Origin of the sequence: Bariatricus sp. HCP28S3_A7 (genome assembly GCF_052066375.1) — a bacterium.
Lineage (GTDB): Bacteria > Bacillota > Clostridia > Lachnospirales > Lachnospiraceae > Allocoprococcus.
The window spans coordinates 155,533-168,431 of record NZ_JBQHSG010000002.1; the positions used below are offsets into that span (position 1 = coordinate 155,533).

General features: G+C 44.2%; 11 protein-coding genes, 1 other RNA gene and 1 other annotated feature. Of the genes, 2 read left to right on the forward strand and 10 right to left on the reverse strand.

Features of this window, described 5'->3' with window-relative positions; genetic code table 11:
• Window positions 1-34 precede the first annotated feature (34 nt).
• From pheT to thrC, 7 genes are all read right to left on the reverse strand, one after another.
• Entirely contained in the window at window positions 35-2,455 is a 2,421-nt protein-coding gene (gene pheT, locus ACTNA4_RS02090; RefSeq protein ID WP_441016800.1) for a phenylalanine--tRNA ligase subunit beta, read from the reverse strand.
• Between the two features lie 362 nt (window positions 2,456-2,817).
• Window positions 2,818-3,837: a phenylalanine--tRNA ligase subunit alpha gene (pheS, locus tag ACTNA4_RS02095; RefSeq protein WP_441028343.1), complete on the reverse strand. Its 1,020-nt coding sequence runs from the start codon at window positions 3,835-3,837 to the stop codon at window positions 2,818-2,820.
• A gap of 78 nt (window positions 3,838-3,915) precedes the next feature.
• Window positions 3,916-4,134 (reverse strand) — a binding site (T-box leader).
• A 39-nt stretch (window positions 4,135-4,173) separates the two neighbouring features.
• Entirely contained in the window at window positions 4,174-5,007 is an 834-nt protein-coding gene (locus tag ACTNA4_RS02100) for a YihY/virulence factor BrkB family protein (protein ID WP_427820197.1), read from the reverse strand.
• 67 nt (window positions 5,008-5,074) lie between these two features.
• Window positions 5,075-5,254, reverse strand: a non-coding RNA gene (gene ssrS, locus ACTNA4_RS02105) — 6S RNA.
• A 72-nt stretch (window positions 5,255-5,326) separates the two neighbouring features.
• On the reverse strand, window positions 5,327-5,839 hold the full coding sequence (gene moaC, locus ACTNA4_RS02110) for a cyclic pyranopterin monophosphate synthase MoaC (RefSeq protein WP_427808566.1): 513 nt from the start codon (window positions 5,837-5,839) through the stop codon (window positions 5,327-5,329).
• A 13-nt stretch (window positions 5,840-5,852) separates the two neighbouring features.
• Complete coding sequence (locus tag ACTNA4_RS02115; RefSeq protein ID WP_427808568.1) at window positions 5,853-6,206, reverse strand: hypothetical protein; 354 nt, start codon at window positions 6,204-6,206, stop codon at window positions 5,853-5,855.
• Window positions 6,207-6,228: 22 nt separating this feature from the next.
• Window positions 6,229-7,719 carry a threonine synthase gene (thrC, locus tag ACTNA4_RS02120; protein ID WP_441028345.1) on the reverse strand — a complete coding sequence of 497 codons (1,491 nt, stop codon included), beginning with the start codon at window positions 7,717-7,719 and terminating at the stop codon, window positions 6,229-6,231.
• Between the two features lie 215 nt (window positions 7,720-7,934).
• Between thrC and ACTNA4_RS02125 the strand changes: the two genes are divergently transcribed.
• Both ACTNA4_RS02125 and ACTNA4_RS02130 read left to right on the forward strand, forming a co-directional pair.
• Window positions 7,935-8,447: a DUF6512 family protein gene (locus ACTNA4_RS02125; protein ID WP_441024643.1), complete on the forward strand. Its 513-nt coding sequence runs from the start codon at window positions 7,935-7,937 to the stop codon at window positions 8,445-8,447.
• 114 nt (window positions 8,448-8,561) lie between these two features.
• On the forward strand, window positions 8,562-8,915 hold the full coding sequence (locus ACTNA4_RS02130; RefSeq protein WP_427808574.1) for a sporulation initiation factor Spo0A C-terminal domain-containing protein: 354 nt from the start codon (window positions 8,562-8,564) through the stop codon (window positions 8,913-8,915).
• Between the two features lie 33 nt (window positions 8,916-8,948).
• On the opposite strand, the gene ACTNA4_RS02135 is transcribed toward ACTNA4_RS02130, so the two are convergent.
• The 3 genes from ACTNA4_RS02135 to ACTNA4_RS02145 form a co-directional block, all read right to left on the reverse strand.
• Window positions 8,949-11,021 (reverse strand): ABC transporter permease, encoded by a 2,073-nt coding sequence (locus tag ACTNA4_RS02135; RefSeq protein ID WP_441028347.1) that lies wholly within the window; start codon window positions 11,019-11,021, stop codon window positions 8,949-8,951.
• Complete coding sequence (locus ACTNA4_RS02140; protein WP_441028349.1) at window positions 11,011-11,778, reverse strand: ABC transporter ATP-binding protein; 768 nt, start codon at window positions 11,776-11,778, stop codon at window positions 11,011-11,013. Before ACTNA4_RS02140 ends, ACTNA4_RS02135 begins: the two co-directional genes overlap by 11 nt.
• Before the next feature lie 101 nt (window positions 11,779-11,879).
• The gene (locus ACTNA4_RS02145; RefSeq protein ID WP_441028351.1) at window positions 11,880-12,893 is read right to left on the reverse strand and encodes an ATP-binding protein; all 1,014 of its coding nucleotides are present in this window, start codon (window positions 12,891-12,893) and stop codon (window positions 11,880-11,882) included.
• Window positions 12,894-12,899 lie beyond the last annotated feature (6 nt).

Below are 12,899 nucleotides of genomic sequence, written 5' to 3' on the forward strand. Positions count from 1 at the left end.
TACGGTCTCCTCATTTCTCTGATTATTACTCTTATTATTGTCTCAATTCAATTCCCATTTCTTCCAAAGCTTTCAGGATCTTCTTCATAGCTGCAGATACATCGGCTTCCTCCAGGGTTCTGTCTTTTGCACGGAAGGTAATTGAGTATGCAACAGATTTAAATCCCGGTTTGATCTGTGCTCCCTCATAGAGGTCGAAGAGTTTGTAGCTTTCCAGATAAGCGCCGCCCTTCTTCTCGATCACCTCTTCAATCTGTCCGACAAGAATCTCCTTTGGAACAACCATACTGATATCACGACTTACCGCCGGATATTTTGCAATGCCTTCGTATTTTCTGTCAAATGTAGCGAGTTCCACGATTTCAGGCATATCAATCACTGCAACATAGGCACGTTCTCCGATTCCGTAATTATCTGCCACCTGCGGATGAACCTCGCCCAGATATCCTACAACTCTTCCTTCGTAAATGATGTTAGCCTGACGTCCCGGGTGCAGGAAGTTCTTTCCGGCATTCGGATCGTAGGTCTCTTTCTTATGAAGACCTACTTTTTCGAAGAACTCTTCTACGATTCCCTTCATACTGAAGAAATCGCCTTCTCCGTACATTCCAAGTGTAAACTGCATACGCTCGTCCGGAAGTTCCGTAAGCGGAAGGCTTTTCGGAAGATAAATATTTCCCATTTCGTACAGGCGTACATTTTTATTTCTTCTGTTATAATTAGTTGCCAGAGAAGTCAGCATACCATTGAGAGAAATCGTTCTCATAATACTGTAATCTTCCCCAAGCGGATTCATGATCGGAATTGCCTGACGAAGCACATCATCCTCATCAAGGAGTAATTTATCAAATACCTTCGGGCTTTCAAAGGAATAGGTCATTCCCTGACTGAAACCACAGAATTCAGCAATATCCTTTGCAACATCTTCCACTCGATTCTTGAAGGAAAGCTTACCGGTAGTAGCTTCGCCGCTTGGGAGAGTAGTCGGAATGTTATCATATCCGTAGAATCTTGCAACCTCTTCTGCAAGATCGGCAAGGCGGAATAAGTCATGACGGAATGTCGGTGCAATCACTTCCTTCGCGTCAGCGTCATATTCCAGTCCGATTTTTTCAAAATATCCGAGCATATCCGCTTCCGGAATATCGGTTCCCAGAAGTGCATTGATTGCATCTGCGTCAAACGGTACTCTTACCGGCTCTTTCTTCTTGCCATAAACATCTACCATTCCTCCGACGACCTCACCTGCTCCCATTTCTTCAACCAACTGGCATGCGCGGTCGATGGCTGCCTGAGCATTGTTCGGATCCAGACCTTTTTCGAATTTTCCGGAAGCATCGGTACGAAGTCCGACTTTTTTGCTTGATTTACGGATATTGGTTCCGTCAAAGCAGGCTGCTTCAAATAACATGGTCTGAACATGATCGGTGATCATGGAGTTCTCGCCACCCATGATACCGGCAATACCTACTGCCTTTTCCCCGTCACAGATCATCAGAACGGAATCGTCCATTTCACGTTCCTGTCCATCCAGTGTGACAAATTTCTCTCCCTTTTCAGCATTACGAACTACAATCTGATGTCCGGCAATCGTATCCAGATCGTATGCATGCATCGGCTGTCCATATTCTTCCATAACATAGTTGGTGATATCAACCAGGTTGTTGATCGGGCGGATTCCAACGGAAGCCAGTCTTCTCTGCATCCATTTCGGAGACGGGCCAATCTTAATATTCTTAACAACTCTTGCGCAGTAACGCGGGCAAAGATCTGTATTTTCCACACGCACTTTGATATAATCGTTAACGTCCTCATCGTTTCCGGTCGGAGTCACTACCGGCGGGTGAAATTCTTTGCCAAATGTCGCTGCCGCTTCTCTTGCAATTCCCACCACACTGAAACAATCTACACGGTTGGATGTGATTTCATATTCAAATACTACATCGTCCAGTCCCAGTGCCTTGATTGCGCTCTCTCCTACAACCGCATCGTCACCGAAGATATAGATTCCATATTCCGGTGCTTCCGGATACATATTTCTGTCAGAGCCGAGTTCTTCGATCGAGCACATCATACCGCAGCTCTCTACTCCGCGGAGTTTTCCTTTCTTGATCTTGATTCCTCCGGCAACTCTCTGTCCCGGCTCATGTCCACCGGCAACGCGTCCGCCGTCCAGAACGACCGGAACTTTGTCTCCTTCTTTTACGTTCGGTGCTCCGGTAACGATCTGTACTGTCTCTGTTCCCACATTGACCTGACAGATAATCAGTTTGTCGGCATCCGGATGTTTTTCAATTTTTTCAATCTGACCGATTACAATTTTATCTAAATCTGCATCCAGCTTTTCATAACCTTCTACTTTGGTTCCTGAAAGCGTCATTGCATCTGTATATTCCTGGGCGGTCACATCGAGGTCAGGAACATACGCTTTAATCCATGATAATGAAGTATTCATACTTTTTCTCCTCTTTATTTGTTTGTGTCTGGTAAGCTCGATTCGCTTCGCTCTCTCGCTGAATGTTTTTCTCCGCAGTGCTAAGCTCGATTCGCTTCGCTCTCTCGCTGAATGTTTTTCTCTGCAGTGCTAAGCTCGATTCCGCTTCGCTCTCTCGCTGAATGTTTTTCTCCGCAGTGCTAAGCTCGATTCCGCTTCGCTCTCTCGCTGAATGTTTTTCTCCGCAGTGCTAAGCTCGATTCCGCTTCGCTCCTTCTCGCTTTACGGGCTTCGCCCTATGAAAAAAGCCGGATAAGCATTCGCTTGTGTGCAAGCACCCGCGTATGCTTATCAGTCTTTTTTCGCACTGCTCATTGCCAGCGCTAAAATTGTCTCAAAAATCTAATATCATTTTCATACAGCAGCCGCATATCATCGATTTCGTATTTCAGCAGTGCGATACGTTCGAGACCTACGCCGAATGCGAAGCCGGTGTATTCTTTGGGGTCAATGCCGCACATTTCGAGGACATGTGGGTGTACCATTCCACATCCGAGGATTTCGATCCAACCGGAGCCTTTGCAGAAACGGCATCCTTTGCCGCCGCATTTGAAGCAGGAAACGTCTACTTCGGCGCTTGGTTCGGTGAATGGGAAGTGGTGCGGGCGGAACTTAGTCTTGGTTTCGGGTCCGAAAAGTTCTTTTGCGAATACTTCCAATGTCCCTTTCAGGTCAGCGAAGGAAATGTTCTTATCAATGACAAGTCCTTCGATCTGATGGAAGGATGGTGAATGGGTTGCATCTACTTCGTCGGAACGGAAAACGCGTCCCGGGGAAATCATACGGATCGGAAGTTTGCCCTGTTCCATTACACGTGCCTGAACCGGGGAGGTCTGGGTACGCAGTACGATTTCTTTATTGATATAGAAGGTATCTTGTTCGTCTTTTGCCGGATGATCTGCCGGAATGTTTAATTTTTCGAAATTGTATTCGTCATATTCGATCTCCGGTCCTTCGATCACTTCGTATCCCATTCCGATGAAGATACGTTCTACTTCTTCTAAGGCGATCGTATTCGGATGGCGATGTCCTACCATATTCTTTTTGGAAGGAAGTGTGACATCGATTACTTCCTGTTTTAATTTTTCTTCACGGATCGCAGCATCCATCTTCTTCTTGGTTTCTTCAAGGAGCTCTTCGATTGCTGCTCGGGTCTCATTGACAAGCTGTCCTACCTTCGGACGCTCCTCCGGTGCTACATCCTTCATTCCTTTTAAAACTGCGGTGAGTTCTCCCTTTTTTCCAAGAAATCTCACACGTACATCATTCAGTTTTTCCGGTACATCAGAAGCCTGAATCTGTCTGATCGCCTCTTGTTTGATGCTCTCAAGTCTTTCTTTCATAATTTCCTCCTTTTGACAACTAAATAAAGGTCAGCCGGACCTTTTTGACATTTGCATGGCAAAAAAAACTCGTCCCCTGATAGGGACGAGAAACTCGCGGTACCACCCTGTTTCCTGCTCAAATGAACAAGCACTCGGACTGCGTAACGTGCAGGGACGTCGTTCTCTACTGATACTTTCAAAAACGCAGCTCGCGTGGGAAATTCGATTCCTGTCTGAACCCGAGGGAACTTACAGCCGGAGATCCCCTCTCTCTGTTGGAAAACAGTGCTCTACTTACACGGTCTAAGCCTTTTCAACATATACCTAATTATTGTAACATATGTTTTTTTTATGTCAAGCTGTTTCCCCACTCTTTTTCTTATTTTCCTGCCATATACAATTAAGCAAGCCACCAAGAAGTATCGCATACATGCAGAAATACAGCCACAGCATAACAAGAATGATTGCCGTCATACTTCCGTATAATCCGCTGAACCCCTGGAATATAGTCAGGTACATCGAAAAGATGAACGAAATCACCTGCCATCCCACTGCGGTAAAGACTGCACCGGGAATCTGTTCTCTAACCCGGACCTTGTGGTTCGGAAGAAACCGATAGATCATAAGAGAAAATCCCAGCAGGATTGCAAACGTTATAAATGTACGCATCTCAAGAATCGACTCCGTTGTCTCTTTCATAAATGGAAACCGGGTATTGATAAACAGGCTTATGCTATTTCCAAACACAGACAGTACCAGTCCGAGTACGATCGCAATAATAAACAATATGGTATAAAAAGATGCCCGGATCCTCATAAACACATAATTTCTTGTTTCTCGAATCTCATAACTATAGTTCAATCCGTTGCTCATCGCAAGTACGCCTTTTCCTGCCGACCAGAGTGCAACAACTGCAGTGACCGGAATAACAGTCCGTGATTGATTATAAACCTGATTCACAATGCCTATAATAAAATCCTGCATATTCTTTTCCGGGAAGACCATTACCATTGCCGTCATTACGTCCGCTTTCGTAACCGGAGTATACTGTACGATCGTAAGTAGAAGCAGAATGATCGGAATCAGACTTAAAATAAAGAAATAAGCTGACTGAGCTGCATATGCACCGGTATGATTCCTGCCGATTCGATTTGATAGTGCCATTGCCCGTTTTATATATTTTTTCATATAACCACTCCATTATCGCGCACATATTTAAAAGGCAGCCGCCTTAGCAGCTGCCTTTTTCTCTTTTGTTTCCCCCGAAATGCCGTTGACCGTTTTTTGACTCCTAGCCATAGCTAGGTGGGCGACCGCATCTGCTTTTCTGCCTTCCCCTGCGCGATGAGGGCTTGACATATTACAGAGATATAGGAATCCCGTTTAAAGTTTTGTAGGTTCAAAAATACGGATATATCGAACACCCCAGGTTTCTAAAAACAATTATAGCGTATTATTTATTTTTTTTCAACTCTAATACTGTAAATCTATCTTTTCCTTTTATTTTTTATATGACATCTTCGTTTCCGTCAGGTTTATCCTCTCTTGGTGAAACGAACAGCCCGCTCTTACCACCGCTTTTACGACATAGATAGATTTCCCCGATTTCCATCGATTTATCCACAGCTTTACACATGTCATAAATTGTCAGCAGGGCAACGCTTACTCCGGTCAAGGCCTCCATTTCCACACCGGTCTTTCCGACAGTGCGTGCCGTACAGGCTGCAATAATCGAGCAAGTATCCTCATGGAGTTCAAAATCAATTTCCACCTTACTCAGATTAAGAATATGGCAAAGCGGTATCAGATCCGATGTTTTCTTCGTTCCCATGATGCCGGCAACACGGGCAACCTGAAGCACATCCCCTTTCTTCATCTGACCATCCCGCACTTTTTGAAAGCATTCCTTGTTCATCAGAATCCTTCCCCGGGCAGTTGCTTCTCGTAAGGTATCCTTTTTTTCACTCACATCAACCATAATGGCATCACCGTGAGTGTTAAAATGTGTAAATTCCGCCATTTTTATTCTCCTCTTACGAATCCTGGAAATATTTCTTATTCAGACGGGAAATCGTAACTCCAAACCAGATCAGAACGACAAAAGGAAGTATCATAAAAACTGCAAGTAAAGCGCCGACTTCCACGACATATGTATTTACAAGCTCAATCACACCATATGCGGTGATGACGGTTCCAAACAGCAGCATCTTCGGAAATACTTCTTTAATATACCCCACCTTGTCACGGCACTTGTCCGGGTCGATTGATTTCGGAAGCAGAATGCTTGTATTAATCAGCCCTTTTACCTTCAATTGAAAGCAGGCATAGAAAACATAGATTCCGCAAGCCAGCCCGATTACTCCGAAAACCACATTGATATCACTCATCGTTCTTCGTCACTCCTTTTAATTAAACTACACCGAGTACAGCTTTTACGGATGCTTCCATCTGATCGATATCACATTCCGTAGTGTGACGAATCTCTGCATTTCTTATTTCTTCAATCGCATTCGGTATATCCATCTGTGAAACTTTATGAAGCTCATCGATCAGTTCAAATTCCTCCATGGCATCATAGGACGCGTCAATTGCAGTCATAACACTTCTTGCAAATTTATAAGGACTTGCCGTAGAAGCAATCACCGTCTTTGTCGTATCTCCGGTATTCTTTCTGTATTCATTGTATACGGATGCAGCAACTGCTGTATGGGTATCGATCACATACCCCGTATCCGTGTAAAGATCATGAATCGTCTGTTTTACCTGTTCTTCAGTAGCATACCCTGCCTCAAAATCCGCCAGATTCTTTTTCATCTCTTCCGTAATCGCATACACTCCTTTTGATTTGAAGTCGTTCATCAGCTCCTGATCCTTCTTTGCGTCTCCACCCGCGATCTGGTAAATCAGACGCTCCAGATTGCTTGAAATCAGAATATCCATGGACGGTGAAGTCGTCAGAATAAACTCTCTGTTTTTATCATAAGTACCGGTTTGGAAGAAATCATAGAGTACTTTATTCTCATTCGATGCACAGATCAGTTTCGCAATCGGAAGTCCCATATTCTTCGCATAATATGCAGCAAGAATATTTCCGAAATTACCGGTCGGTACGACAACATTGATTTCTTCACCTTCCTCAATTTCTCCATTCTGCAGCAGTTTACCATATGCATACACATAATAAACGATCTGCGGCACCAGACGTCCGATATTGATCGAATTAGCGGAAGAAAACTGATATCCCGCCTGATCCAGCTCTTTCGCCAGCTTTTTGTTCTCAAACATCGCTTTCACACCGCTTTGCGCATTATCAAAATTTCCATGGATCGCAATGACAGATGTATTGTCACCTTTCTGTGTGACCATCTGAAGCTCCTGAACCTTGCTCACGCCATTCTTCGGATAGAACACGATGATCTTCGTTCCTTCCACATTCGCGAAACCGGCCAGCGCTGCCTTCCCTGTATCTCCGGAAGTAGCAGTCAGAATCACGATCTCATTTTTCACCTGATTCTTCTTTGCAGAAGTTGTAAGAAGATGCGGAAGAATGGAGAGTGCCATATCTTTAAACGCAATCGTTGCCCCATGATACAATTCCAGGAAATACGCGTCATGTGCCTTTGCAAGCGGCGCAATATCCTCTGTATCGAATTTACTGTCATATGCTTTTGTAATACAGTTTCTAAGCTCTTCCTCTGTAAAATCGGTCAGGAACTCTTTCATGACTGCATATGCTGTTTCCTGATAGTTCATATTCTTAAGTTCCCCAAGGCTCACCGGAAGTTTTGGAATTGAAGCCGGGACGAATAATCCTCCGTCTTCTGCAAGCCCTTTCAGGATTGCCTGGGAAGCTGTTACTGTCTTTTCAGAATTTCTGGTGCTCTTATAAAGTAGATTCATGATTCTTCACCCTTCTTATGTTTTCTTTATTATCGCACAATTATATCATACCAAAACCATTTTAGCAAATTCAAATTCATCTTTTACAAACATTTGTCTTTTCTGTACACACACTCTATAATCGACATCTTATCGGACGACATCATTTTCGTGTATTATTTTTCATTTTTCTCATATAATATTTGCAAATATCAAAGAAGCCTTGGGGGACTCTTATGAACAGACATCTTTACCACTACACCATTGCCGGGATTCTTTTTACGGCGATTGCCGGAACACTCCTTCATTTTGCATATGAATACAGTATGGAAAATCCACTCGTTGCTATGTTTGCTCCGGTAAATGAATCCACATGGGAACATATGAAGCTTGTGTTTTTTCCTTCTTTTCTCTATATGATTGCAGGATGGCCATTCTTCATGCGCTCCTATCCTTCCTATTTTCAGGCATATATGACCGGCCTCTTTACCGGTACAATATCCATGGTCATCATTTTCTATACCTACACGGGAATCTGGGGGAACCATTGTCTGATTCTGGATATCCTTACTTTCCTTGCCAGCGTGATCATTACCTTCTCTCTTAGCTATCAGCTTGTCATTCAAAACTGTCATCTGCTTCCTCTGCCCTTATTGATCTTTCTGGTCGTTCTTTTCATGATCTGTTTCTTTAGTTTCACCTTTTCTCCCCCTGAAATTGCAATTTTCGACACGTTTCGTGCCAAATAAGAAAAAATATTTATCGAAATTTATCTATTTTTATCGAAAATTGTATTTTGTAATAATTTTAAAGTATTGTATAAATAGTTCATTTAGTCGGGAGGTGCACGGAGGAGGAATTTTATGGAAACAGCTTTACTACTGTTAAGAAAAATTGGAATGCGCTCCAGCTATGCCGGTTTTAACTATCTTGCATGTGCAGTAGCTCTTGTTTTCGAGCACCAGGAATATCTGAGAAAAGTTACCAAGAACCTTTATGTTATGGTCGGTAAAGAATATGGCGTTTCCAATGTCTGTGTAGAAGCAGCTATCCGCACTTTAATCACCAGTTACTGGAACCAGAATGAAGATAAAATACTGGCACCCATTCTGGGATATCCTCTGTTTGAAAAACCAACTTCCAGTGAATTCATCTCCATATTAGCCGACTTTCTACGTGACCATCCCGATTTCGGTGAGCAGGCAAAAACATATTAACAACAGAAAGGCAGAGACCCGCTCTGCCTTTCCTTATGCTTCTCTTATAATGTTTTTGCTCTCCATATAGGTTGCAAGGAAATATCCCCCATAAACCAGGATCAGAAATACTGCAGTTGCAATAACCGACGGGAGCATTTCCCTCGTTTCCACCTGAACAGCTACAATCTTTAACGCAAACTGGATCCCGAATATGGAATGAACGACTGCCAGGATCAAAGGTGCCATAAAGAAAATACCGATCTGCCGAAACAGCGTCTGATGAATCATCTTTTCATCCATTCCGATTTTTCTCAGAATCGTATAACGGTGGCGATTATCGGAGTTCTCTGTAAGTTCCTTGAGTGCCAGTATCGCAGAGCTTGCGATCAGGAAAATGATCCCCAGATAAATAGCGATAAAACTGATGATGGTCGATAGCCCTTTGCTGGATTCGATGATCGAAATTTTGGATACCCCGTCCAGCCGGATCTGTTTCTCTTCCAGATTTCCCATAAGCTCATGATCCCCGTCGCCGTAATTTGTGAACATCGCTTCGGTCTGATATTTCTCTTCTTTTGTATCCGCATTGTAATCTGCCATGAGATAATATCTTTCCTTCATATCTTCATTGAGGGGACAGCTGTCCGGTACAACCATCAGGCCGGTATTAGTATGACTAGTGGAGATCACAAGATAGCCTTCCTGGCATTCCGGATATCTGGAATGATATACCTTTCCGCCAATCGCAACTTCACTGCCGTTTTTCAGCGCCATGTCTCTCAGATTCTTCATATTATCAAAATCACACAGCACGAGATATTCATCTTCCGCCAGTTCATATTCCCTGTTGCCATAGAGCCGTGCGATCTTGTTATAATCGGACAATTTTATGATTTCCTCCGCCGTGTCATACATAAGCATCGGATAGTTCTCTTTTGCACTTTCTATCACGCTCTGAAGTGAAGTCTCCCATGTCCACTCCGTCGACGTGTAAGTAGCAACTTCCGTCACATCCTTCAGTACCTTCATATCCAGCCCGTTTTCCTTCAGTGTGTCACTGATCGGTTTTTGGGAATCCTCGATCTGTAGCTGTGTGTAATCTCCATTGTCCGGAAGATTCGCTGTTTTATACAGATTAAGGTCTACCGGTGTCATCTCCTCCAGATCCTGCGTCAAAACCCGGTTCAGCGAAAGCGCAGTTGAGAGGACCGTAATCGTCATAAACAGCAAAAGACAGATGATCGTCATGCTGACGACCGTCGTATTGATCCGGTTGTGAATCTGCCTCAGCACGAAAATATTCGAATCCTTCAGATACAGCTCTTTTCTCATCTGTACCACCTTCAGGGCAAGTCCCGATACCGACCAGAAAATCAGGAAGGTCGATACGATTCCCATGAGAATCGGAATAACCAGCTGATTCATATGATCCAGCTGTGTAAGTCCGCCCGTCACCATATAATATGCAGTTCCCAGTGTGACAGCCGCCGCCAGAAACACCAGCACACAGATCACCGGATTCTTCATCCGAACCTTTTCGTTCTTCTTCTCCGCACTGATCAGATCGATCAGTTTGTATCGAGAAATGATAACGATATTCAAAACCATCGAAGCCGCATACATCACGCCAAAATATGCACAAGTCTTCCAGCAGGCCGCCTCGGAAAATACAAACTGATATTCACTCATATCCGCCTGGAACAGTTTCGCAACCAGAATTGACATCAGCTGAGATCCGAACACGCCAATCACCAGCCCCACCACAAGCGAGATCAGACCGATCAGAAACGTTTCCCCGAGAAGGATCCCCGAAATCTGCCTTTTCCCCATTCCAAGCGTCATGTAAAGTCCGAATTCCCGCTTTCTTCTCTTAATCAGGAAATTATTGGCATACACGATCAGAAATCCCAGGATCACCGCCACAAATACAGACACATAATTGATCATCCCCACCATCAGTTTCACGATCTGGCGCGTTGAGCTGTTGACCACAAGCATGGCCTCCTGGCTGTCCAGTGAATTGAACATATAGAAGATCGCCACGCCAAGGATCAGGGTCAGAAAATAAATGGTATAATCTTTGATACTCTTCCGGATGTTTTTTACCGACATCTTAAATAACATCGTTCAATTCACCTCCCAGAAGCGTGACAACCTCAATGATCTTTTCAAAAAACTCTTTACGTCCTCCCGTTCCTTTCATGATCTCATTGAAAATCCTGCCGTCCTTGATAAAAAGGATCCGATCCGCATAACTTGCAGTAAATGCATCATGCGTGACCATCAGGATTGTCGCATCCATCGAGCGGTTCAAAAGCTCCATATTTTCCAGAAGCTGTCTCGCCGCCTTGGAGTCCAGCGCGCCGGTCGGCTCATCCGCCAGGATCAGCTGCGGATTTGTGACGATCGCTCTCGCCGCCGCGATCCGTTGTTTCTGTCCACCGGACACCTGATAGGGATATTTCTTCAGGATATCCGTGATTCCAAGCTGCATGGCTATCTGATTCACCCGTTCTTCGATCTCCACAGGTTTCACTCTCTGAATCGTTAGCGCCAGCGCAATATTCTCATAAGCCGTGAGCGTGTCGAGAAGATTAAAATCCTGGAAAATAAATCCCAGCTCTTCTCTGCGGAATTTGTTCAGTCCATTTCCCTTTAAACGGGTGATATCCATCCCATTGATGAAAATGTGCCCTGCCGTCACCCTGTCGATCGTGGAAATGCAGTTAAGCAGCGTCGTCTTTCCGCTTCCGCCGGCTCCCATGATCCCCACAAATTCACCCTTATCCACCGAAAAACTGATCTGATCAATGGCCTTTGTAAGATTGGATTTATTTCCATAATATTTTTCGATTTCCTTTACTTCTAATATGTGTTTCATATGATGTGTTCCTCCTTTTCGTAACTCCATCATAAGCTTTTCCTCTCTTACCAGCCATCGATACAGCTTACGAAAACCTTACGGAATCGTAAGCTTTCTTCTTATTCGGTCAATGAAAAGCTGCTCTTCGGGAAAATCAGTTTCACCAGACATCCGTTTCCTTCTTCCGATGTAAGCGTAATTCCAAGCCCCAGCTTATCGCAAAGTTTCTTGCAAAGATACAGTCCTATTCCGGTCGATTTCTTTCGGCTCCGCCCGTTGCTCCCGGTAAATCCTTTTTCAAATACTCTTCCGATCTCCTCCGGTCGGATTCCAATGCCGTTATCCCAAATGCCGAGAATGGTCTGCTCTTTTCGTTCTTCTGCCGAGAAGCGTATCACAGCACCTTCCTCTTTCCGGTATTTCATACTGTTTGAAATGATCTGATTCAGGATAAACTGACACCATTTTGCATCTGTGAACACGGTTTGATCGGAAATATCGATCTCAATCCGGATCTTTTGCCGGATCAGACTCTGCCGATTCTGCTTCACCGCTTCATTTACAATCTGCTTCAGCTTACATTCTGCCACAAAATAGTCTTTATTCGCGTGACTGCTCCTTGCATAATAAAGTGCCTGTTCCACATACTGTTCAATCTCCGTCAGTTCTTCCTCGATACTTCTCGTCACCTCACTGCGGTTGTTCTCGATAATCATCTTCGAAGTCGCGATCGGAAGCTTAATCTCATGGATCCACAGTTCAATATACTCCTTGTACTCTTCCTGGATCCGCTTGTAAACATTCACATTTTCCGCCATCGACTTCCCCGCATCCTGCAGGATCTCCCGAAGCTGCTCCTCCTCCACACAGGATGTCTCGGGAAGCATCTCCATGATCAGATATTTTTCCCGAAGTTTCTCCATTTTCTCTGCAGTTTCCAGATAAAATTCCTTTTTGGAACGGAATTCCAGATATGTACCCAACAAAAATAAAAGCAGGATACTCACTCCCAGATACAGTCGTATCACCCAGTGCACCGGATAAATCAGAAGGAAAATCTCTCCGGTTGCCACCGCGAAGATCAAGAGCACAAGCGTCTTCCACCTATCTTTTAAATACCTTCCAAAGCTCATGTTATC